Raw genomic sequence first — 23,052 nt, forward strand, 5'->3', positions numbered from 1 at the left:
GCAGCGCTTTTCCGTCCTGTCGACGGTTTTGGCCGAACAGGCCTTGCCCGCACTTGAGATAGGCTCGCCGCAATGGCATCAGAAGACACGGTTCCGAAGAGGTCCAGCATGAGCAAGCAAGTCATCGTCATCGGTGCCGGCATCGTTGGTGCCTCTATCGCGTGGCATCTGGCGAGGGCCGGAGCGCGAGTGACGGTCATTGCCGATAGCGCCGCCGGCGGTCTCGCCACGCGGAATTCCTTTGCCTGGATCAACGCCAGCTGGGGCAATCCCGAGGTCTATTTCCGGCTGCGTACCCGTTCCATGGCTGAATGGTCGCGGCTGGCGCAGGACGTGCCCGGCCTGCCGCTCGTCTGGTGCGGCGGCCTGTGCTGGGACCTGCCGGCGGACAGGCTCGAAGCCTACGCCACAGAGCATTTGTCCTGGGGCTATGGCATCGAACGTATCGGCCGCGAACAAGCGGCGCGCATCGAACCCAATCTGGCCGAACCTCCTGATTTCGCCCTTTATGTGCCTGGGGAAGGTGTTGCCGAACCTGTCGCCACCACGCGCGCACTGCTGGCTGATGTTGAACGGCGAGGTGCTCGCATCCTGACTGGAACGGTTGTGACCGCACTGACGCAGACCAAAGACAGGGTTGTCGGGGTGGACACGCCCGCGGGGCTGATTGCCGCCGACGAGGTGGTGATCGCGGCCGGTGTCGGGTCGCCGGACATCGCAGCGACCGCGGGAGTAAAACTGCCGATCGAAACGCCGCCAGGCCTGATTGTCCATTCACGCCCCTATGAAAAATTGCTCAACGGCCTGGTTCTGGCCGAGCGGTTGCATATGCGCCAAACGGCGGAGGGCCGCATCATCGCCGGCTCCGATTTCGGCGGTGGCGATCCGGGCACGGATGCCGAGGCCACCGCGCGCGACCTCTTCGCGGCAACGAAAGCCATGCTGCGCGGCGCCGACGGGCTGGAGTTGGATTTCCATACAATCGGCTACCGGCCAACGCCGATCGACGGCTTTCCGGTCATCGGCCGCGCCGAGGGCGCGCCCGGTCTATACGTCGCGGTCATGCATTCCGGCATCACGCTGGCGCCCGCAGTCGGCCTGTTCGCTGCTAGGGAGATCGTCGACGGTGAACGCGACCCGCTGTTGGCGCGCTACGGGTTGTCACGCTTCACTAGCGCATGACCCCGGAAGCCGGAATCGGTTTCCGGGGTCATGCGCCAACTCAAAGTGTTAGAGCGTCCTTTGCGCGTCCAGTTGGACGCGCGGCGCTCTAATAACCAGGTGGCCGGATAAAACCGCCGGTCAGCGGCGCCATCGCCTTGGAGATGCCGAGCAGCCGCGACTCCGACCAGCGCTGGCCGACGAGTTGCAGGCCAATCGGCAGGCCGTCGCTATCCTGCCCGCACGGCATAGCTAGCGCCGGGTGGCCGCTGTAGTTGAACACCGCGCCATAGGCCGGCAGCATCCAGTAGCTTTGCTCCTTGCCGTCGACCTCGATCGGCGTCCCCGGCGTGCAATGCGGGAATGCCGTGGTCATGGCGACGGGACACAGCAAGGCATCGCAGCTTCCGAAGAACCGGTCCCAGGCAAGGATCGAGCGGTCGCGGCGGGCGAGTGCCGCGAACCAGCGCGTGACTGAGGTCGGATGCTCAGGCGGCTCCGGCTGCGCGGCCTCCAGCATCATGCCGATCAGCGTACCGCCCTCAGCCAGGTCGTCGTGCAGGTCGAGCTTTGGCAGTCTTGCTTCCTCGACGCTCGCGCCTGCCTGATGAAGCCGCCTTGCCAGATTTTCAACGGCGGCACTGATCTCGCCAGCCACCGGAAGTCCGGGAAAGGAGGGGGCAAAGGCGATACGCGACGTCTTGAGGCCAAGCTTCGGCATGTCCTCGACCGGCACCGGCGCAAGGTCGGTGTCGTGGCCATCCGGCCCGGCGATAATTCCATAGATCAGCGCCAGATCCTCGGCGCTGCGCGCCAGCGGCCCTAGGCACGACATCAGCCGCACGCTGCGTGCCGCGCCGCCCGGATCGGGAAAGGCACCGGCGAGCGAGACGCGATGCTCGGTCGGCTTCAGGCCATAGACGCCGCAGAAGGCAGCCGGCAAACGGATCGAATCCTGCATGTCGGTGCCGACCTCGAACGCCGTCATACCGGCGCAGAGTGCTGCCGCGGCGCCGCCACTGGAGCCGCCCGCGGTGCGCGACAAATCCCACGGATTGCTGGTTCGGCCAAACAGCGGATTGTCCGACTGCCAGTCTCCCAGCATTGTCGCGACATTGGTCTTGCCGAGCAGAACGCCACCGGCCGCCCTCAGCCTGACGACCACCGGGCTGTCCTGTCCGGCGACATAGCCGGCAAAGGGTGGAAAGCCGACCGTGGTCTTCATGCCCGCGGTCTCGTGCATGTCCTTCAGCGTAAACGGTACGCCGTGCAAAGGTCCGAGAACGTCGCCGCGCGCCACTGCCGCGTCGGCCATTTTCGCCCGTTCGAGGGCCCCTTCCCGGTCGAGCGTGACGACGGCGTTGACCGCCTCGTTGTGCCTGTCGATCTCGGCCAGGTGCGCATCCAGCGCTTCCACAGCGGAAATCTTGCGATCGCGGATTGCGGCGGCCAGTTCGACGGTCGAAGAGAAGACGAGGTCCATGATCGATGCTCCGGCTTGCGCTCGCCTTGTCAAATGGCGGACGGCGGCGCGGCTTCAAGCCATGTTCAGCATTCGAGGACGGTTGGCGCTTGATCGGGATTGCGCTGCCGGAGTCTGTCGAGGTCGGATTGGATGTCGCGATGGCTTTCGCCAATCTCCAACGTTGAACGAGTGGCGCGGTCGGCGAAGCTGCCAATCTCCCCTCTCGTGGGGGAGATGTCCGGCAGGACAGAGGCGCGCGCTGTCCCGCGGACTTGCCGCGAAGAACTAAACGACCAGGGCCAGCCTTGCCGGTGCCGGCGCGAACGGTCGGATCGTCATCCCGGTCTTGGTGATGGTGACGAAACTCGATGGCGGGATCGCCTGCCAGTCGCCGCCGTTGCCGTCGAAGGGTTCTGATACGATGCAGCGGCCAGCGCCTTTGCCAAAGGCGGAAGTGTAGAGCGTCGGCGCTCGCCATTGGTCGGCAACTTGGCTTCCTGGGCGTAGTGGCTCAGGGCGATCAGCGAGTGGCAGGGCGCCGCGATGATGTCCTCGAGGAAGACCGCTTCACCAAGACAGGCCGCCCACCGGCACATCGCTTAATCTTCCCTCAGGCGCGATCCATGAGAGCCGCCGGCTCCTTGACCGCGTGTGTGCCTCTGTTGTTCGTGCGCTCGTAGAGTTCACGAACGATGCGGCTGGCCGTAGTCTCAAACAGAAATGGCAAGAAAGCGTGAACGAAAGCGGCGCCCGCGGCCATGGACAGGCGCGAACAGAACCACGCGGCAAAGGCCATATGGCTGAAATAGGTCTCACCCACCTTGGCCGGGTGAGAGGTGAAGAGACTTGCAAGCCGTGTCGTCATGGTGATCCCTCCTGCCGGGATAAGCCCCGATGTCGAGTATCCTGGCACGGGCTCGCGGTTCATTGGTCTCAAATTGTCCTTGTTTCCGGTGCTGTTTTGGGACAAACATCCCAAATGGCGCCCGATATCGATGAAATCGATCGAAGACTGCTGGCCGAACTACAGCGCGACGGCACGCTGTCGGTCGACCAATTGTCGGAACGGGTGGCTTTGTCGCGCAATGCCTGCTGGCGCCGCGTCAAGCGGCTGGAGGAAGACGGCGTAATCACCGGGCGGGTGGCGCTGGTCGACGCCGACAAGCTTGGGCTCGGCCTATCGGTGTTCATCCTGATCCGCACCTCCAACCACGATCCGGACTGGCTGCAGAAATTCCGCGCGGCGGTGACCGGGTTCCCCGAGATCACCGGGGTTTACCGGATGTCGGGCGATCTCGACTATGTGCTCAGGGCCCGCGTCGCCGACATGAAGGCTTATGACCGGCTCTACCAGCGGCTGATCGCCAAGGTGGCGCTGTCGGATGTTTCGGCCTCCTTCGTCATGGAGGAGATCAAGGAGACGACGATCGTGCCGATGGAGGTGCGCTGACAGGGAACCACGGCGAAAGAAAGCCGTTGATAGCATCGCGGCCGAGTTGACCTAATCGGCATTAGCGCCGATAGGATCGGTCTCATGCGCGCAGCCTTTTATCCCACTCCCGTCATCGGCCCCTCCGTCGGTTTCGTCAGGCTGCCGCATGGCGAAGGCCTGCCGCTGCCGGCCTATGAAAGTGCAGGTGCGGCCGGCATGGATCTGCGCGCGGCGGTGCCGGACGATCGACCGATGCTGATCCTGCCCGGGAAACGCGCGCTGGTGCCGACCGGGCTGATCCTGGAAATCCCGGAGGGCGTGGAAGGCCAGGTCCGGCCGCGCTCGGGCCTCGCCTTCAAGCACGGCCTCACCTGCCTCAACACGCCGGGCACCATCGACAGCGACTATCGCGGCGAGGTGAAGGTGTTGCTGATCAATCTCGGCGACGAGGATTTCGCGGTGACGCGCGGGATGCGGATCGCCCAGATCGTCTTTACATCGGTGATGCAGGCGACGGTCGAGGAGCGCACATTGGCCGGCGGCACGGCGCGGGGCTCGGGCGGGTTCGGATCGACCGGCACGGCGTAGCGAAATGAAAATACCCAAACTCGTCATCTTCGATTGCGACGGGGTTCTGGTCGACACCGAGAACCTGGCCAATCGACGCCTCGCCGAGTGGCTGAGCGCCGCGGGTTTTCCCGCCAGCTTCGAATATTGCCGCAAGCATTTTTCCGGCCGCAGCATGGTTTCGGTGCAGAAGGAGGTCGAGGCGACCGGCGTCAGCCTCGGCGCCGATTTCGTCGAGCGCTGGAACGCCGGTCTGCCGGACCTGTTCGCGCATGGCGTCGAAGCGATCCCTTACGTCCGGGACTTCATCGAGGCCGTGCGCGCGGCCGGCATTGCCACCTGCGTTGCCTCCTCGGCACGGGTATCGAAAATGCACATCACGCTCGGCCAGACCGGGCTTTTGCCGCTGTTTGAACATGCGCTGTTCAGCTCGACCATGGTGTCGCGCGGCAAGCCGTTTCCCGACCTGTTCCTGCACGCCGCCAGCACGATGGGCTTCGCGCCCGCCGACTGCATCGTCATCGAGGACAGCGTCGCCGGAACGCAAGCCGGCATCGCCGCCGGCATGCGGGTGTTTTCCTATCACGGCGACCCCTATTCCGACCGCGACGGCCTTGCCGGAGCCGGCGGCATCCTGTTCGACGACATGCGCGAGTTGGCAGGATTGGTGCCGATCCACTGATCGGACTGCCAACGCCTCATTGCACGACGGACACTGGACAAATTGTCAGCAGAAAACGCCAAACGCTTCTGCGCCAATCGCATTCGTTTGCCCGGCGCAAATCGGCACGCTAGAATCCCCCTTCACATCTTCGCATCTGAAGAGGAGCATTCATGGACAAGGGCAAGATCTTTCGCGACCTGCATGCCTCGATCTTCGTCATGCCCAATCCCTGGGATGTCGGCACGACGAAGCTGCTCGCCTCCTTCGGCTTCCAGGCGCTGGCGACGACCAGCGCCGGCTTTGCCTTTTCGCGCGGCCTGCCCGACGGCGCGGTGACCTTCGACGCCATGATCCATCACTGCCGCGAGGTGACGGCGGCGACTACCCTGCCGGTCTCGGCCGACCTCGAAAAGGGCAAGGGCGACAGCGCCACAAGTGCCGCCGAGACCATCTTCGCGGCCGAAGCGGCGGGCCTCGCCGGCTGCTCGATCGAGGACCATACCGGCGAACCCGACAAGCCGATCTACGATTTTTCGCATGCCGTCGAGCGCGTCGCGGCGGCGGCGGAGGCGGCACGGGCGCTGAAGGTTGATTTCGTCTTCACCGCGCGGGCCGAGAATTTCCTCTGGGGCAAGACCGACATCGACGACACGATCAAGCGGCTGCAGGCCTTCGAAAAGGCCGGCGCCGACGTGCTCTATGCGCCGGGCATCGGTGATATCGAGACGGTGCAGACCATCTGCTCGTCGGTGAGCAAGCCGGTCAACGTCATGGCGAGGCCCGGCTTCACCATTGCCGATCTCGCTTTGGCAGGCGTCAAGCGCATTTCCCTCGGGCCCTGGCTGACCAATTTCGCCTTCGGCATGCTGGAAACGGCGGCACGCGAGATCCAGCAGGACGGCACGTTCGGCTTCACCCGTGCCGCCATGCCGTTCAGCAAGCTGCAGGCGCTGTTTGCCAGAACTTCAGATTAGACAGGCCGACACATGACGCTCACCGTCGTCGATATGCATACCGGCGGCGAGCCGCTCAGGATCGTCACCGGCGGCTATCCCGCGATACCCAAGGGCACAATCCTGGAAAAGCGCGCCCATGTGCGCGATCACCTCGATCATCTCAGGAAGATCCTGATGTTCGAGCCGCGCGGCCATTACGACATGTATGGTGCGCTGCTGGTCGAGCCCGACCTGCCCGGCGCCGATCTCGCGGTGCTGTTCATGCACAATGAGGGCTATTCGACCATGTGCGGCCACGCCATCGTCGCGCTCGGCCGCTATGCCGTCGACGAGGGGCTGGTGGCCCGGCAAGAGCCGGTAACGATGGTCAACATCGAAGCGCCGTGCGGGCTGGTGGTGGCTTCCGTGGAGATCAGCGATGGCAGAGCGGGAGCGGTGTCGTTCGAAAGCGTGCCGGCCTTTCTCTTTGCCCGCGACCGGCAGATCGAGCTGCCGGGCTACGGCGCGATCGGCTTCGACATCGCCTATGGCGGCGCCTTCTACGCACTGGCCGATTGCCGCCAATTCGAGCTGGAATTCGGCAGGAGCCGCGTGCGCGATTTCGTCGATGCGGCAACAGTGCTGACGGAGACGCTGAAGACGGAATTCCCGCTGTCGCACCCCGACCATGCCGATCTCGCCTTTCTCTATGGCAGCATCCTGACCGACGGCAAGGACGCGTTTTGCGGCGACGCGACAAAAAACATCTGCGTCTTCGCCGAGGCCCAGGTCGACCGCTCGCCGACCGGCTCGGGCGTCACCGCGCGGCTGGCGGCCATGCATGCCAAGGGCGAGATCGCGATCGGCCAGGAACGGACCTTCGAGAGCATCGCCGGCTCGCGTTTTTCCGGGAGCGTGACACGGACCGCAAAAGCCGGACCGCATGACGCGATCATCGCCCGCGTCGGCGGCCGCGCCTATTACTCGGGCCGGGTCGAGTTCATCGTCGAGCCCGACGATGAGCTGGGACGCGGCTTTCTGCTGTTCTGAATTGGCGCGTGGCTCTCGCGTGCCGAAATCGCCTTGTGCAGATGCACCATCATGGCGGCGGCGAAAAGCGGCGTCACAAGGTTGACTAACGGCACAGCGAGGAAGGCAGCGATGAGCAGGCCGGCCAGGAACACCGTGCCGGCATATTTCTTGCGGAGCGCCCTCGCCTCGGTCTCCGGGCGAAAGCGCATGGCGGCGAATTCGAAGAACTCGCGCCCAAGCAGATAGCCGTTGACGATGAAGAAGGCAGCGATGTTGATGCCCGGCACCAGAAGCAACAGCAAGGCGACGATGTTGCCAAGGATGACGACGCCGAAGAATTTTATCGCCAGCGCCAGCGAGCGCAGCGCCGGCATGGCACGTCCGGGCGGATCGCCGGGATAGTCGGTGCGCTCGACCACTTCGGCGACATCGTCGAGGAACAGGCCGGCAATGATCGCCGTCACCGGCGCGATGAGCAGCGCCATCCCGAAGGCAAGAGCGATGGCGGCGATGATGCCGCCCAGCCAGCCGGCCCAGGACGGCAGGCCAGGTATCAGTGTCTCAAGCCATGGCAGGGCCAGCCATTCCACCAGGCTGGTCAGCCCGAACCACAAGGCGACCAGCGCCAGCAAGGTGAGCCCCAGCGTCTTGATGAAAACCGAGCGGAATTCGGGCGAGAACAGCCGGCTCAAGGCGGCGCGGGCGGCGTCTGATATCACGGCGTTTTCAAACCCCCAACCTTTTCCAACCCAATATGTGCAGCCCATTATGGGCAGGACGCCCCCGAGATAGGAAAGGCTGGTTACCAGCACAACTACCGCTGATGGTAAAAACCTATCGCGCGAGCGCCGGCTTGCGGGCGGGAATGGTCATCGCCGCCACGCCGGCGACGACGAAGGCCATGCCGAGCCAGGCTGTTGGGCCGAGGCTCTCGCCGAGGAAGAGAGCGCCGATGCCGACGCCGATCGGCACACGCAGATAGGCTTGCGAGGTGGTGCCGACGGAGCCCAGCGTGTGGATGAGGCGGAAAAAGATCGAGAAGGCGAGCGCGGTCGAAAACACCGAAAGTCCAAGCAGCGCAAGGATCGAGGCCGTCGACGGCGAGAGCGTCCACGGCCGGTCGAAAACCAGGCTCAGCGGGATGAGGATTGCCGCGCCGCAAATCATCGAGCCGGCCGCCGGCACCATGGGGTCGAGACCCCTGAAGTTGCGCCCGAAAATAGCGGCACCGGCGTAGCTGACGGTGGCGGCGATGACGGCAAGCTGCGCCCAGAGCTGATGGCCAAGACCGCCCAGCGCCTGGGTGCCGACAATGAGGCATATGCCCGCGATGCCCGCCCCGACGCCGAACAGTTTGCGCGTGGTCACCGGCTCGTGGCGGGTGATGAGCGCGGTCAACAGGAAGGTGAAGATCGGCGACGTCGCATTGAGGATGGTGGCAAGACCCGCGTCGATGGTGCGTTCGGCGGCGGCAATCAGCGTGAACGGCACGACGCTGTTCATGCAGGCCTGAAACATGAACCGGCGCCAGGTTGCCGCATCCCTCGGCATGGCGAGGCCGCGCCAGCGGATGAGCGCGAGCAGGATGCCGCCGGCGATCAGGGTTCTTCCCGCGATGAAGGTTACCGGGGGGATCGTCTCGACGCCGACCTTGATGAAGGAATAGGACGCGCCCCACAGAACGGCCAGCACGCCGAGCAGGGCCAGTTCTGTGGTCATGTTGGTCTTTTCTGGCATTGCTTTGTCAGCGCCTTCGGAAACTTCGATTGGACCTGCTTCTAGCTCATGACCAAACAAAAATGTTTCGATGTGGATGCAACCATAGCCGCCAGCGTCGCGGCCGGTATGGTCCAGTTCGATGCGATGGCTGCAGCAGCGGCTCGCTGCCAAGGTCGTCGCGATGATTTTCGGGGTAGGCAAAGTGGCGGCAAATCGCTAGACCCGCCTGCGGCCGGCGTGGCAGAAAGCCGGTGGTTTTTGGCGGAGATATTGATGCCGGACTATGACGTGCTTTGCATCGGAAATGCCATTGTCGACATCATCGCCCAGTGCGACGAGGCATTCCTGGAAACGAACGGCATCATCAAGGGCGCCATGAACCTCATCGACACAAGCCGCGCCGAGCTTCTCTACAGCCGCATGGGCCCGGCGATCGAAGCCTCCGGCGGCAGCGCCGGCAACACGGCGGCGGGCGTCGCCTCCTTCGGCGGCCGCGCCGCCTTCTTCGGCAAGGTCTCGAACGATCCGCTCGGCGAGATCTACGCCCACGACATCCATGCGCAGGGCGTCGCCTTCGACACCAGGCCGCTTCAGGGCGAGCCGCCGACGGCACGCTCGATGATCTTCGTGACGCCGGACGGCGAGCGCTCGATGAACACCTATCTCGGCGCCTGCGTCGAGCTCGGGCCGGAGGATGTCGAGGCCGACAAGGCTTCCGGTGCGGCGGTCACCTATTTCGAAGGCTATCTTTGGGACCCGCCGCGCGCCAAGGAAGCGATCCGGCAGACGGCGAAGCTCGCGCATGCGGCAGGGCGCGAAGTGTCGATGACGCTGTCGGATTCGTTCTGCGTCGACCGCTACCGCGACGAGTTCCTCGATTTGATGCGCTCGGGCACCGTCGACATCGTCTTTGCCAACAGCCACGAGATCAAGTCGCTCTACCAGACCGCCTCCTTCGACGAGGCGCTGGCGCAGATCCGCAAGGACTGCAAGATCGCCGCCGTCACCCGCTCGGAAAAGGGCTCGGTGATCGTGCGCGGCGACGAGACAGTCACCATTCAGGCGACCAGGATCCGCGAGCTGGTCGACACGACCGGCGCCGGCGACCTCTATGCCGCCGGCTTCCTCTACGGCTACACGCAAGGCCGCAGCCTGAAGGCGTGCGGCGATCTCGGCTCGCTGGCGGCCGGGCTGGTCATCCAGCAGATCGGCCCAAGGCCGCGTCAGAACCTGCGCCGCGAGGCCGAGCAGGCAGGGTTGATTTAGAGACCTTCCCTTGCGGGCAGGGCTATCGCATTTGGATTCTTGCGAAGATGGGGACCCCCACCCTAACCCTCCCCACAAGGGGGAGGGAACGCTGCCGCGTGCCTTTGCTTCCTCTTTGGCGCCGAAAGGCTGGCAATTTGCCGAGGTCAGCGCCAACGGAAGTCTCCCTCCCCTTGTGGGGAGGGGTTAGGGGTGGGGGTCCATCGTAGAGCGAAAGCCTCGGCTTTTCACCTGCGATAGCCCTGCCCTTGACGGGATGTCGCCGCATAACAGCGGTGGCTTTTTGCCATCGCACAGCACGGGCGAACCGCAACAATTGAAACACTTCAGTCGAGTTTCGGCATTCATCCGAAACAGCGGAGGGCGAAAAACCGCGCCATGGAGCGAACCCGTGGGGACGGCTCCGCGGCCGAGGCCGCCAACCAACTGAAGGATCAGGAAGATGTTTACTCCCGTAACGGTCGACGCTTTCAGCGGCGTCGGTCCCGGCGCGTTGACGCCGACGCAGCACGAAAAGCTCTACACCGGCGCGATGGCTCGCGCGCGTCAGGAAAGATCGGCCGTGCCCGCCAAAGGCATGGCGCGCCTGGCATCGATGTTCAGGATCGAACGTCGCCTCCCCGGCATCGTCCTGTTGCTGGCCACGATCATCGGAGCCATGGCCGTCACCGACGGCGCCCAGGCCGAAGAAAACAAGTTCAAGGTGAAACAGGGTATTTCACAGGCCGTGAAGCAGAATTCGGCGATGCCGCAAACGCGCATCCGCCGCACCGTAAGCAAACTGCCGTCCCTTGGCGACAAGATCCGCCCCAAGATAACGGGGAAACTCAACTGCGCCGTGACTGGCTGCAAGGCCAAGCCGCCGATCCTGAAGCATAGGCCCAAGCTGCATTGCAAGGTGTTCGGATGCAAACCCGGCAAGGACCATGACCACGGCAATCACCATGGCCACAACAAGCACGGCTCCTGGTTCTGGGGCGGCGTGACGATCGTCGCTGCCGATCACGGTGGCTGCGGCTATGAATTCTGGAAGTGGAAGACGACCGGCTGGCGCTACTGGCGGCAGGCCTATCAGAGCTGCCGCGGCCAGGAATGAGCTATCTCATCACCATGTATCCGGCCTTCTCCCGCATGCGGGGGATGGCTTTTTCGTCCGCAATACGAGCCGTTGCTCAAGCCCCCGCCGTATACGCCGCGATCGCCGCCATATTCACGATGTCGCTATCCTTGGCGTTGAGCGAGACGATCTGCACCGGCTTGTTCAGGCCGACCAGCAGCGGGCCAATGACGGTCGAGCCGCCAAGTTCCTGCAGCATCTTGGTCGAGATCGAAGCCGAGTGGAAGGCCGGCATGATCAGCACGTTGGCCGGGCCGGTGAGCCTGATGAACGGATATTGCGCCATGGCGCGGGCATTGAGCGCCACGTCGGCGGCCATCTCGCCGTCATATTCGAAATCGACGCGCCTTTTGTCGAGGATGCGCACCGCTTCCTGGACGCGCTCGGAGCGCTCGCCCTGCGGGTGGCCGAAGGTCGAATAGGCGAGCATGGCGAGCCGCGGCTCGTAGCCCATGCGGCGGGCGAAACCGGCGGCCTCCTCGGCGATGTCGGCGATCTGCTCGGCATTCGGCATGTCGTGCACGGCGGTATCGGCGACGATCACGGTGCGGCCTCTTGCCAGCACGATCGAGGCGCCGATGACGCGGTGGCCGGGCTTGGCGTCGATGACGCGGCGGATGTCGTCCAGCGCCGTCGAATAGTTGCGGGTGACGCCGGTGACGATGCCGTCGGCATCGCCCAGCGCCACCATGCAGGCGGCGAAATGGTTGCGGTCGTTGTTGATCAGGCGCTGGCAGTCGCGGAACAGGAAGCCCTTGCGCTGCATGCGCTCGTAGAGATAGTCGGTGTAGACGCTGTTGCGGCGCGACAGCCTGGCGTTGATGATCTCGATGCCCTGCTTGTTGAGCTCGATGCCGGCATGCCTGGCGTTCTCCTCGATGACGTCGTCGCGGCCGAGCAGGATAGCAGTGCCGAGCCGCTGGTTCACATAGGAGACGGCGGCGCGCATCACCTGCTCCTCCTCGCCCTCGGCGAAGACGATGCGCTTGGGCTGGCGGCGCACACGGTCGTAGATGCGCTGCAGGGTCGAGGCGATCGGGTCGCGGCGGGCCGACAGCTCCTGCGCGTAGCGGTCGAGATCGAGGATCGGCTTGCGGGCGACGCCGCTATCCATCGCGGCCTTGGCCACGGCAAGCGGAATAGCGGAGATCAGGCGCGGGTCGAACGGCACCGGGATGATGTAGCTGGGGCCGAATTTCGGCCGGTTGCCCTGATAGGCGGCGGCGACATCGTCGGGCACGTCCTGGCGCGCCAGCTCGGCGAGCGCTCGTGCGGCTGCGATCTTCATGTCGTCGTTGATGGTGGTGGCGCGCACATCCAGCGCGCCGCGGAAGATGTAGGGGAAGCCGAGCACATTATTGACCTGGTTCGGATAGTCCGAACGGCCGGTGGCCATGATGGCGTCGGTGCGGATCTTGGCCACTTCCTCCGGCGTGATCTCCGGATCGGGATTGGCCATGGCGAAGATGATCGGGTTCTTGGCCATCGACTGCACCATCCTGGTGGTCAGCGCGCCCTTGGCGGAGAGGCCGAGGAAGATATCGGCGCCATCGAGCGCCTCGGCCAGCGAGCGCGCCTCGGTCTTGACCGCATGCGCCGACTTCCACTGGTTCATGCCTTCGGTGCGGCCTTGAAAGACGACGCCCTTGGTGTCGCACAGGATGATGTTTTCCGGTGCGAAGCCCATCGCCTTCATCAGCTCGATGCAGGCGATGCCGGCCGCACCCGCGCCATTGCAGACCATCCTGGTGGTCCTCATGTCGCGGCCGGTGACCTCCAGCGCATTGATCAGGCCGGCGGCCGAGATGATGGCGGTGCCGTGCTGGTCGTCATGGAAGACCGGAATATCCATCAGCTCGCGCAGGCGCTGCTCGATGATGAAGCATTCCGGCGCCTTGATGTCCTCGAGGTTGATGCCGCCGAAGGAAGGGCCGAGATAACGCACGCAGTTGATGAATTCGTCGGCATCCTCGGTGTCGACCTCGAGATCGATGGAATCGACATCGGCGAAGCGCTTGAACAGCACCGCCTTGCCTTCCATGACAGGCTTGGAGGCCAGCGCGCCGAGATTGCCGAGGCCGAGGATGGCGGTGCCGTTGGAAATGACGGCGACCATATTGCCGCGCGTGGTGTAGTCGAAAGCGCGGCTTGGGTCCTCGGCGATGGCAAGGACGGGAACTGCGACGCCCGGCGAATAGGCGAGGCTCAAGTCGCGCTGCGTCGCCATCGGCTTGGTGGCGACGATCTCCAGCTTGCCGGGCCTGCCCATGGCGTGGAATTCGAGCGCCTCCTGAGCGCTGACGGAGGGGCCATTGTTTTCGGTTTTCCTGGCCATGATGCTTTTGATTTCCTCGCCGGTACAGCACCGCTTGAGACGGGTGCTTTTTGGAGTTCCGAATTAAGGCCACACGCCGCCGCTGTAAACCGCCAAGCGGTGCGGAATCGCGGTTGAGGCGCAGGCGTCTTCAGTCAGGCTCGATCAGACGAGGAGCCTAGCACGGCAAGTTCCCGCGCATGGTCGCGCACCGGCGCCCATCGCATCAGCGCCCCGGTTGGGGGAAACGGCCATTGCGAGAGCGGCGGTGCGTCGCTGCCCATGCGCCGCAGCAGCGCCGACAGATAGGCCATCAACTCCAGCCGCTGCGCGCGCACCTTTTCCAGCGTGCGAGCGCGAATCTCCTCGCGCGGGATGGCGCGGTCGCGCAGCGTCTCGACAGCTTTGCGGATCGCCGCTGGTTCCGGCTCGGCTATCAGGCAATAGTCCGGATCGAAATAGACGTCGCGCCCGCCAAGGCTTGGCGTCGAGACGATCGGCAGCCCGGCCATCAGATATTCCATGCTGGAGTACATCGCGCCTTCCGCTGCCGAAAGGCAGAGCCCGACCGCGGCCTGGTTGTAGACGCGATTGACTTCTTCCTGCGGCAGGCTTGCGGTCATGCCGTCGATGATCGGATTGGCGATGCGGTGGAGCGGCGATTGCGCCTGCAGGCGATGGATGAAGGCGCGGGCGCCGGAAGGCGGCAGTTCGCCGATCGACGTGGCGATGTGAACCAGCCTTTCGATATCTAAGGCGAGGTAATGCCGCTTGGTATGCGATATGCGGCCGGTATAGACGGCGTCGAACTCGACCGGCACGTCCGGCAGCGGCCGGAACACATCCTCCGATATCATCAGATTGTGATTGGAAAAGATCGCCGTGCCGTCAACCGCGGCGATCAGCCGGCGCTCCTCGTCGGTGTTGCAGAGGAAGATGACCTCATGATCGGGGCAAAGCCTGGCATACCAGGCGAGATCCCGGCCGATCTGGTCGACGACGGCCGGCCGCTCCAGGGTCCAGCTCGGCATCAGCAGGAATGCGGCGCGCTGCGACGCCAGGCGCCGGCCGATGGCGGCGACGGAATAAAACGGGCGAGGCCCGCCCACCGGCGTATACAACACCAGCGGATCGCGGCTGACCACATGCACGGAAACCTGGATGCCGCCGTCGAGGTTGGACAGCGGACCACGGGACGGAAGGATGAAGGGAAACCGCTTTCGCGCCGAGAGCCTGAGCTTGTCGGCGGTGCGGTTGGCGCGGCGGGCCGCCTTGAGCAGCATGCGCTGCAACGGCGACCCGACGGGACCGATCATCTCCTCGAATGTCTCGTGCCTGTCCTTGTCCACCGCGCCCGCCCAAGCTCCGATCCCGAACGATCAATATTGAGCATTCCGGCGCGAGGCAATGTCGGTGCGCTGCCCATTGCCCGCATTCGCAGTCGCGGTTTCCCCCGTTTTTCAATCCGCCGGCATTAAACCGTCCGGCCACATCTGCTAGAGCAAGGCATGGATATGCGCACTCCAAAAGATATCGACGCCCCGGCGGCCATGACGCCGATGCCGGCCGCCGCCGGCGGGGCCACGCCGATGATCGAACAGTTCATCGAGATCAAGGCGGCGAACCCGGATTCGCTGCTGTTCTACCGCATGGGCGACTTCTACGAGCTGTTCTTTGACGACGCCGAAAAGGCGAGCCGGGCGCTGGGCATCGTGCTGACCAAGCGCGGCAAGCACCAGGGCCACGACATCCCGATGTGCGGCGTGCCGGTGCATGCGGCCGACGACTACCTGCAGAAGCTGATCGGACAAGGGTTCCGCGTCGCCGTCTGCGAGCAGATCGAGGATCCGGCGGAGGCGAAGAAACGCGGCGGCAAATCGGTGGTGCGCCGCGATGTGGTACGGCTGGTGACGCCCGGCACCATCACCGAGGACAAATTGCTGGCGCCGTCGGAATCGAGTTTTTTGATGGCGCTGGGGCGGGTCAAGGGTGGGGCTGAGCATGCTTTCGCCCTGGCCTGGATCGAGATCTCGACCGGCAGCTTCCGCGTCGCCGAGACCACCGCCGACCGGCTGGTCGCCGATGTGTTCCGCGTCGACCCGCGCGAACTGATCGTCGCCGAGCCGGTGTTCTATGACCCGGAGCTGAAACCGGTGTTCGACGTGCTTGGCCGCGTCGCCAGTCCGCAGCCGCCCTCGCTGTTCGATTCGGCCTCGGCGGCGGGGCGCATCGCGCGCTTCTTCGCGGTGGCGACGCCGGACGGTTTCGGCACGTTTTCGCGCGCCGAGCTGTCGGCGATCTCGGGCGCGATCGCCTATGTCGAGAAGACGCAGAAGGCGGAGCGACCGCCGCTGTCGCGGCCCGAACGCGAAGAGCAGGGCTCGACACTGTTCATCGACCCGGCGACGCGCGCCAATCTGGAATTGCTGCGCACCTTGTCCGGCAGCCGCGACGGCTCGCTGTTCAAGGCGATCGACCGCACGGTGACCGGCGGCGGCGCAAGGCTGCTCGCCGACCGGCTGATGGCGCCGCTGACCGACCCGGCAGCGATCGGCGCCAGGCTGGACTCGGTATCGTTCTTCCGCTCCGAGACTCGGCTCTGCCAGGCGGTGCGGGCGAGCCTGAAGAGCGTCGCCGACATGCCGCGCGCGCTGTCCAGGCTGGCGCTCAATCGCGGCGGCCCGCGCGATCTCGGTGCGCTGCGCGCCGGCTTCGAGGCGGCGGGCACCATTGCCGAACTGTTCGGAGAAGCCACTCTGCCCCAGGAAGCGGCGTCGGCGCTGGCGGCGATCGAAGCGCTGCCACGCACACTTGCCGCGCATCTGGCACAGGCGCTCGGCGAGGAATTGCCGCTGCTGAAACGAGATGGCGGCTTCATCCGCTCCGGCTATCACGGCGAGCTGGATGAGATGCGGGCGCTGCGCGACGAATCGCGCAAAGTGATCGCCGGGCTGGAGCGCTCGCTGATCGAGGAGACCGGTATCCGCTCGTTGAAAATCCGGCACAACAATGTGCTGGGCTACTACATCGAGGTGACCGCCAACCACCATTCGATCATGACCGGCAGCGACGGGGCGAAGGCGCGCTTCATCCATCGCCAGACCATGGCCAACGCCATGCGCTTCACAACGACCGAGCTGGCCGGGCTGGAATCGAAGATCGCCAATGCCGCCGACCGGGCGCTGAGCATCGAGCTTGCCGCTTTCGACCGGCTGACGGCTGAAGCGGTCGGCGAAGCGGACAAGATTCGCGCGGGCGCCGAGGCGCTTGCCGTGCTCGACGTCTCGGCGGCGCTCGCCCTGCTCTCGGAAAGCGAGGCCTGGTGCCGGCCGGTGGTGGATGCAAGCCTTGCCTTCGAGATTTCGGGCGGGCGCCATCCAGTGGTCGAGCAGGCGCTGCGGCGTTCGGGCGAAGGCCCGTTCGTCGCCAATGATTGCGACCTGTCACCGGAAGGTGGAGCGAAGAACGGCGCGATCTGGCTGCTGACCGGTCCCAATATGGGCGGCAAGTCGACGTTCCTCAGGCAGAACGCGCTGATCGCCATTCTTGCCCAGACCGGCTCGTTCGTGCCGGCGACATCAGCCCATATCGGCGTCGTCGACCGGCTGTTCTCGCGGGTCGGCGCCTCCGACGATCTGGCGCGCGGCCGCTCGACCTTCATGGTCGAGATGGTCGAGACGGCGGCGATCCTCAATCAGGCCGGCGAGCGCGCGCTGGTCATCCTCGATGAGATCGGCCGCGGCACCGCGACTTTCGACGGCCTGTCGATCGCCTGGGCGGCGGTCGAATATCTGCATGAGAAGAACCGCTGCCGGGCGATCTTCGCCACCCATTTCCACGAGATGACGGCGCTGGCCGGGAAACTGCCGCGGCTGCACAACGTCACCATGAGGGTCAAGGAATGGGAGGGCGACGTCGTCTTCCTGCACGAGGTCGGCAAGGGTGCGGCCGACCGCTCCTATGGCGTGCAGGTGGCGCGCCTGGCCGGCCTGCCGGAAGCCGTGGTCGGCCGGGCCAAGGAGGTGCTGCACCAGCTCGAAGCCGGCGAAGTTTCGGGCAAGGCAAACCGGCTGGTCGATGATCTGCCGCTGTTTTCGGTGGCGCTGAAGCGGGAGGCGCCCAAGCCGGCCAGGAACGATGCGCTGGGTGAGGCGCTCAGCGCTATCAACCCCGACGAGATGACGCCGAGAGAGGCACTGGAGGTGCTGTACCGGCTGAAGGGTATGGTGGGGAAGTAGACCGTGGGCTTCGTCCGATAGCGCTCTACGGCGCCTCCCTCTGTCCTGCCGGACATCTCCCCCTCAAGGGGGGAGATTGGCAGGTTCTACGTTCAGCTCACCTTTTAACGCTGGTAATTGGCGAAAGCCGAGGTGGTATCCGATCTCCCCCCTTGAGGGGGATGTCCGGCAGGACAGAGCGGGGCGCGAAGGAACGCGACCTTTGCTTCTGGTCCCGCGCCGTCATCCTTAAATCATCTCCAGCCCGCGCTTGCGGGTCGGCGGCGGAAAGGCGCGGTCGAGGTCGGCGAAATCTTCCGAAGTGAGCTTGATGTCGAGCGCGGCGACGTTCTGGCGGACATGCTCCTGCCGGCTGGCCTTCGGAATGGCGATGACGCCGTCTTGGCGCATCACCCAGGCAAGGGCGATTTGCGCCGGCGTGGCATCGTGGCGGGCAGCGATGGCTTCGAGCCTGGCGTTGCGCGCCAGTGTGCCCTGATCGACCGGCGAATAGGCCATCAGCGGCATGCCGCGCTGCCGGCTCCAGGGCGAAAGGTCGAATTCGGGGCCGCGCTGGGACAGATTGTAGAGGATCTGGTTGGTCTGGACATTGCCGCCGCCAGGCAGGTCGACCAGCTGCTCCATCTCGTGGGTGTCGAAATTGCTGACGCCCCAGTGGCGGATCTTGCCGGCCTTCTTCAAGGCTTCGAAGGCCTCGACGGTTTCCGCCAGCGGTACGCTGCCGGGCCAATGCAAGAGATAAAGATCGATGCGGTCGGTGGAGAGGCGCTTCAGGCTGTTCTCGCAGGCGCGCGCCACGCCGGCGCGCGAAGCGTTGGACGGCAGCACCTTGGAAACCAGGAAGGTCTCGGCGCGGCGCCCGGCAATGGCCTGCGCCACCACCTCCTCGGCGCCGCCGCTGGCATACATTTCAGCCGTGTCGATCAACGTGACGCCAAGGTCCAGCCCCAGCTTGAGGGCGTTGACCTCGTCGGCACGGCTGCGGGCGTCCTCGCCCATCTTCCACGTGCCCTGGCCAAGCACCTGGACGGCTTCGCCGGAGGGCAGCATGGTGGTTCTGATCGTCGATGGCATCCATGTGCTCCAGCCGGGACCGGAACTTATCATAGCCGACGGCAGAAATCCGGAAAGCGCTTCCACCGGATTCCGGAATCATGGCAGGCCCTACTCTACCGATAGGCGGCGAGCCAGGCCTGCAACTGCTTGATCTCGGCTTCCTGCGCGGCGATGACAGCTTCGGCCAGCTTGCGCATTTCCGGATCCTTGCCGTTGGCAAGCTCGATCTTGGCCATCTCGATGGCCGCCTGGTGATGCGGGATCATGCCGCGGGCGAAGTCGACATCGGCATTGCCGGAATATTCGATCGCCATCATTTCGGTGTGCATCTTGTCCATCGCCGCCTTGTAGCCGTCGGTCGAGGGGCTTTGCGCGCTCATCGCGCCCATGTCGTGTTTCATTTCCTGGGACTGCGCCGGCATGCTTTCGAGGAAAACGGCAATCAGCATTCCAGCCGCCATCAGCAGCAGCACGATCTTCTTGGCCAAGGTCATTCATTGTCTCCTTTTTGAACGGATTTCTAGCTGGGGCTTGGCTCAGAGTTTCAACGTCCTGAGCCGCAACGCGTTGGCGATGACCGAAACCGAGGACAAGCTCATCGCAGCTGCCGCCAGCATCGGCGACAAAAGCGTCCCGGTAAGCGGATAGAGCACGCCGGCCGCGACCGGCACGCCAAGTACGTTGTAGAGGAAGGCGGAAAACAGGTTCTGGCGGATGTTGCGGATCGTTGCCTGAGCGAGCGTGCGGGCCCGGACGATGCCGTTGAGATCACCCTTGACCAGCGTGATCCCGGCGCTTTCGACCGCGACGTCGGCGCCGGTGCCCATGGCGATGCCGACATCGGCGGCGGCAAGCGCGGGTGCATCGTTGACGCCGTCGCCGGCCATCGCCACCCCGGCGCCCCCGGCGCGCAGTTCCTCGACCAGCGCGCCCTTCTGTTCCGGCAGCAGGCCGGCGCGCACTTCGTCGATACCGAGGCTTTTCGCGATGGCCCTGGCGGTGCGCTCATTGTCGCCGGTCGCCATGATGATCTTCAGCCCGCTGTCATGCAGCGCCTTGATCGCTTCTTGTGTCGTCGCCTTGACCGGATCGGCGACGGCGACGATGCCGGCCAGCTTTTCCCCTACGGCAACGAACATCACCGTCTTGCCGTCCGCCTGCAGTGCCGTGGCCTGTTCACCGAGCGGCGCGGTGTCGATGCCGAGATCGGCCATCATGGCCGTATTGCCGAGCGCGACCTTCTTGCCCGACACCGTGCCGGAAACGCCTTTGCCGGTGGCCGCCTCGAAGTCATTGGCGTCAGTGATTTTCAATCCCCGCTCGCCGGCGCCTTCGACGATCGCCTCGGCCAGCGGATGCTCCGAGCCCTTCTCCAAAGCAGCGGCGAGCGCCAGCAATTCATTATCCTCGATGCCTCTGGCAGCGACGACATCGGTCAATCGCGGCCGGCCTTCGGTCAGCGTCCCGGTCTTGTCGACGATCAACGTATCGACGGAGGCAAAGCGTTCGAGCGCCGCCGCTTCCTTGATCAGCACGCCGACATGCGCGCCGCGCCCGGTGGCGGTCATGATCGACATCGGCGTCGCCAGGCCCAGCGCGCAAGGACAGGCGATGATCAGCACCGAGACCGCCGAGACGATGGCGAAGATCATGCTGGGCGGTGGGCCGAAGACCGCCCAGGCGACGAAGGCAAGGATCGCGACCAGCACGACGGCGGGCACGAAGTAGAAGGAGACGCGGTCGGCCAACCCCTGGATCGGCGCGCGCGAGCGCTGCGCCTTGGCGACGAGCTCGACGATGCGCGCCAGCATCGTCTCGGCGCCGACCTTGTCGGCGCGCATGACAAGCGAGCCTTGTCTGTTGAGCGTGCCGCCGGTCAAAACATCGCCTTCAGTTTTTTCGACCGGCAGCGGCTCGCCCGATATCATCGATTCGTCGACGGAGGAGCGACCTTCGAGCACGATGCCGTCGACCGGAACGGCATCACCGGGACGGATGCGCAGGCGGTCGCCGGCATTGACCGCATCGAGCGGCACGTCGCTCTCGGAACCGTCCTCGCCGATCCGCCGCGCCGTCTTCGGCGCCAGGTCGAGCAGTGCGCGGATCGCCGAGCCGGTTTTTTCCCGGGCGCGCAATTCCAGCACCTGGCCGAGGAAGACCAGCGTCACGATGACGGCGGCGGCCTCGAAATAGACCGGCACCGTGCCGCCATGACCGCGGAACTGGTGCGGGAAGATACCCGGAAACAGCGTGGCGGCGACGCTGTAGACATAGGCCGCGCCGACGCCGAGCGAAATCAGCGTCCACATGTTGGGGCTGCGGTTGAGAACCGAATCCCAGCCGCGATGGAAGAAGGGAAAGGCGGCCCACAGCACCACCGGACTCGCCAGCACCAGTTCTAGCCAGACCTTCGTCCGATCGTCGATGAAGGCTGGAAAGGTCAGACCGAGCATCGGCGCCATGGCAATGACCAGCAACGGCACGGACAGCACGGCACTTACCCAGAAGCGCCTGGTGAAGTCGACCAGCTCCGGGTTCGGGCCCACTTCGCCGGTCGGCACGCCCATGGGCTCCAGCGCCATGCCGCAGATCGGGCAGGAGCCGGGCTTGTCGCGCACGATTTCGGGATGCATCGGGCAGGTGTATTGCGTTCCTTTAGGCATCGCCGGCGATTCCGGCCTATTGCCGAGATATTTTGCCGGCTCCGCTGCGAATTTCGCCTGGCAAGCAGCCGAACAGAAATAGAAGCCCTGGCCCTCGTGCCGGAGAAAGTGCTTCGCGATGGCGCGGTCGACGCTCATGCCGCAGACGGGATCGGTGGCCGTCAGATATTTCCGCGGCTCGGCGACGAATTTCTGGCGGCAGCGCTCGCTGCAGAAATGGAGGATCTGGCCGCCATGTCCGGCCGTCGGCTTGCCGGCAGCCGGATCGACAATCATCCCGCAGACCGGATCGCGGGCGACAGCTTCCGCGGCGGACGGAGCTGCTTTCGGCGAGCAGCAACCGCCATGCGCGTGATGATCGTGGCCGGAATGGGTCATGCGAAAAGCCTCTGTGTCTCAATCTCAAGGCGGAGGTAGTGCCTCCAGTAACTGGAAGGTCAAGGGGCCAGTTTCAATTTTTCGAACCTGCCCCTCACAGAACCGCATGGAGGAAAAAACCGCACGCAATTGCGCCGGTGTGCTATGGACGCCACCACTTTTGGCCAACCGCGCGTCGATCCCGTTCAAAATGAAATGTCTGGTCATCAATCTCGATCGGTCCCGCGACAGGCTCGCCCATATGACGGCCGAGTTTGCCAGGATCGGCGTTGGGTTCGAACGGTTTGCGGCGATCGACGCACGGAATCGGCCCGACCTCGCCCTTATGCCGCTGCGCGTCAAGCGCAAATCGCCGCTGCGCATGACGGACGCCGAGATCGCCTGCCTGCTCAGCCACAGGGCCTGCTGGGCGATCATCGCGACCGGCGACGCTGCCTACGGCGCTATCTTCGAGGACGATATCGTCTTTTCGGCGAAAGCCGGCGCATTGCTTGCCGATACCGGCTGGATTCCGGCCGATGCCGATATCGTCAAGCTGGAGACGTTCTTCAAGAAAACCACCATCGCGCGAAAGCGCGTTTCGGCAGGCCACGGCTTTTCCGTTTCCAGGCTCCACCGAACCCATATCGGGACAGCCGGCTACATCCTTTCAAGGCAGGCCGCATGCGATCTCGTCGACGCCACCGGGGATATCGGTATACCGGTCGACCACATCGTCTTCAATCCAAGCCTGACAACGTCGTCCAGCAAGACCATCTACCAGCTCGTTCCGGCACTGTGCGTGCAGGACCAGTTCCTGGGTGACATTGCCGTCGGATTGCCGAGCATGCTCAAGCAGGATCGCGGCGAGCAGCGTGAAATAATCGAGATGATCAAAAGACGCAGGAAGACTGGATTGAACAAAATCAGGACCGAGATCAAGCGGATAGGAGAGCAGATGTTCGACCTCTGCCGGCTGCGGCAAGAGACGATCATCCCATTCGACTATCGCGGTGAGCGTATCCGCCCGCCCCATACCCAGCGCCGCGAAAACGCGCTATAGACG

The 23,052-nt window shown here is 64.6% G+C and carries 19 protein-coding genes; 10 read left to right on the forward strand and 9 right to left on the reverse strand.

Annotated features, from left to right (window positions below; translation table 11 throughout):
• The first annotated feature begins 108 nt into the window (after positions 1 to 108).
• Entirely contained in the window at positions 109 to 1,182 is a 1,074-nt protein-coding gene (locus MESS2_RS02140; protein ID WP_008872404.1) for an NAD(P)/FAD-dependent oxidoreductase, read from the forward strand.
• An 88-nt stretch (positions 1,183 to 1,270) separates the two neighbouring features.
• Here the strand turns inward: MESS2_RS02140 and MESS2_RS02145 are convergent, their stop codons facing one another.
• A complete protein-coding gene (locus MESS2_RS02145; RefSeq protein ID WP_008872405.1) occupies positions 1,271 to 2,644 on the reverse strand; it encodes an amidase in 1,374 nt (457 codons plus the stop codon).
• A 592-nt stretch (positions 2,645 to 3,236) separates the two neighbouring features.
• Positions 3,237 to 3,491 (reverse strand): DUF6356 family protein, encoded by a 255-nt coding sequence (locus MESS2_RS02150; protein ID WP_008872407.1) that lies wholly within the window; start codon positions 3,489 to 3,491, stop codon positions 3,237 to 3,239.
• A 114-nt stretch (positions 3,492 to 3,605) separates the two neighbouring features.
• Between MESS2_RS02150 and MESS2_RS02155 the strand changes: the two genes are divergently transcribed.
• From MESS2_RS02155 to MESS2_RS02175, 5 genes are all read left to right on the forward strand, one after another.
• Positions 3,606 to 4,076, forward strand: coding sequence for an Lrp/AsnC family transcriptional regulator (locus tag MESS2_RS02155; RefSeq protein WP_008872409.1), 471 nt, complete (start codon positions 3,606 to 3,608; stop codon positions 4,074 to 4,076).
• 84 nt (positions 4,077 to 4,160) lie between these two features.
• Positions 4,161 to 4,646 (forward strand): dUTP diphosphatase, encoded by a 486-nt coding sequence (gene dut / locus MESS2_RS02160; protein ID WP_008872410.1) that lies wholly within the window; start codon positions 4,161 to 4,163, stop codon positions 4,644 to 4,646.
• A 4-nt stretch (positions 4,647 to 4,650) separates the two neighbouring features.
• On the forward strand, positions 4,651 to 5,307 hold the full coding sequence (locus MESS2_RS02165; RefSeq protein WP_008872411.1) for an HAD family hydrolase: 657 nt from the start codon (positions 4,651 to 4,653) through the stop codon (positions 5,305 to 5,307).
• A 152-nt stretch (positions 5,308 to 5,459) separates the two neighbouring features.
• Positions 5,460 to 6,263 (forward strand): isocitrate lyase/PEP mutase family protein, encoded by an 804-nt coding sequence (locus tag MESS2_RS02170; RefSeq protein WP_008872412.1) that lies wholly within the window; start codon positions 5,460 to 5,462, stop codon positions 6,261 to 6,263.
• A gap of 12 nt (positions 6,264 to 6,275) precedes the next feature.
• On the forward strand, positions 6,276 to 7,274 hold the full coding sequence (locus MESS2_RS02175) for a proline racemase family protein (protein WP_008872413.1): 999 nt from the start codon (positions 6,276 to 6,278) through the stop codon (positions 7,272 to 7,274).
• Here the strand turns inward: MESS2_RS02175 and MESS2_RS02180 are convergent.
• Positions 7,205 to 7,975: a sulfate transporter family protein gene (locus MESS2_RS02180; protein ID WP_051069018.1), complete on the reverse strand. Its 771-nt coding sequence runs from the start codon at positions 7,973 to 7,975 to the stop codon at positions 7,205 to 7,207. The genes MESS2_RS02175 and MESS2_RS02180 overlap by 70 nt on opposite strands.
• A 115-nt stretch (positions 7,976 to 8,090) precedes the next feature.
• Positions 8,091 to 8,993, reverse strand: a complete 903-nt coding sequence (locus MESS2_RS02185; RefSeq protein ID WP_040591855.1) for a DMT family transporter — start codon at positions 8,991 to 8,993, stop codon at positions 8,091 to 8,093.
• A gap of 255 nt (positions 8,994 to 9,248) precedes the next feature.
• On the opposite strand from MESS2_RS02185, the gene MESS2_RS02190 reads away from it, so the two are divergent.
• Both MESS2_RS02190 and MESS2_RS02195 read left to right on the forward strand, forming a co-directional pair.
• The gene (locus MESS2_RS02190; RefSeq protein ID WP_008872416.1) at positions 9,249 to 10,241 is read left to right on the forward strand and encodes an adenosine kinase; all 993 of its coding nucleotides are present in this window, start codon (positions 9,249 to 9,251) and stop codon (positions 10,239 to 10,241) included.
• A 442-nt stretch (positions 10,242 to 10,683) separates the two neighbouring features.
• The gene (locus tag MESS2_RS02195; protein WP_008872418.1) at positions 10,684 to 11,337 is read left to right on the forward strand and encodes a hypothetical protein; all 654 of its coding nucleotides are present in this window, start codon (positions 10,684 to 10,686) and stop codon (positions 11,335 to 11,337) included.
• 76 nt (positions 11,338 to 11,413) lie between these two features.
• Here the strand turns inward: MESS2_RS02195 and MESS2_RS02200 are convergent, their stop codons facing one another.
• On the reverse strand, positions 11,414 to 13,693 hold the full coding sequence (locus MESS2_RS02200) for an NADP-dependent malic enzyme (RefSeq protein ID WP_008872419.1): 2,280 nt from the start codon (positions 13,691 to 13,693) through the stop codon (positions 11,414 to 11,416).
• A 134-nt stretch (positions 13,694 to 13,827) separates the two neighbouring features.
• On the reverse strand, positions 13,828 to 15,021 hold the full coding sequence (locus MESS2_RS02205; protein WP_008872420.1) for a glycosyltransferase family protein: 1,194 nt from the start codon (positions 15,019 to 15,021) through the stop codon (positions 13,828 to 13,830).
• 159 nt (positions 15,022 to 15,180) lie between these two features.
• On the opposite strand from MESS2_RS02205, the gene mutS reads away from it, so the two are divergent.
• Positions 15,181 to 17,910, forward strand: coding sequence for a DNA mismatch repair protein MutS (mutS, locus tag MESS2_RS02210; protein ID WP_008872421.1), 2,730 nt, complete (start codon positions 15,181 to 15,183; stop codon positions 17,908 to 17,910).
• Between the two features lie 228 nt (positions 17,911 to 18,138).
• Here mutS and MESS2_RS02215 read toward each other — a convergent pair whose 3' ends face one another.
• The 3 genes from MESS2_RS02215 to MESS2_RS02225 all read right to left on the reverse strand — a co-directional run bounded on the left by MESS2_RS02215 (position 18,139) and on the right by MESS2_RS02225 (position 22,007).
• A complete protein-coding gene (locus MESS2_RS02215; RefSeq protein ID WP_008872422.1) occupies positions 18,139 to 18,984 on the reverse strand; it encodes an aldo/keto reductase in 846 nt (281 codons plus the stop codon).
• Between the two features lie 95 nt (positions 18,985 to 19,079).
• Positions 19,080 to 19,460, reverse strand: coding sequence for a CopM family metallochaperone (gene copM / locus MESS2_RS02220; protein WP_008872423.1), 381 nt, complete (start codon positions 19,458 to 19,460; stop codon positions 19,080 to 19,082).
• Positions 19,461 to 19,502: 42 nt separating this feature from the next.
• Positions 19,503 to 22,007 carry a heavy metal translocating P-type ATPase gene (locus MESS2_RS02225; RefSeq protein WP_008872424.1) on the reverse strand — a complete coding sequence of 835 codons (2,505 nt, stop codon included), beginning with the start codon at positions 22,005 to 22,007 and terminating at the stop codon, positions 19,503 to 19,505.
• 190 nt (positions 22,008 to 22,197) lie between these two features.
• Between MESS2_RS02225 and MESS2_RS02230 the strand changes: the two genes are divergently transcribed.
• The gene (locus MESS2_RS02230; RefSeq protein ID WP_040591857.1) at positions 22,198 to 23,049 is read left to right on the forward strand and encodes a glycosyltransferase family 25 protein; all 852 of its coding nucleotides are present in this window, start codon (positions 22,198 to 22,200) and stop codon (positions 23,047 to 23,049) included.
• The last annotated feature ends 3 nt before the right edge of the window (positions 23,050 to 23,052 follow it).

Origin of the sequence: Mesorhizobium metallidurans STM 2683, assembly GCF_000350085.1 — a bacterium.
Taxonomy (GTDB): Bacteria; Pseudomonadota; Alphaproteobacteria; order Rhizobiales; family Rhizobiaceae; genus Mesorhizobium; species Mesorhizobium metallidurans.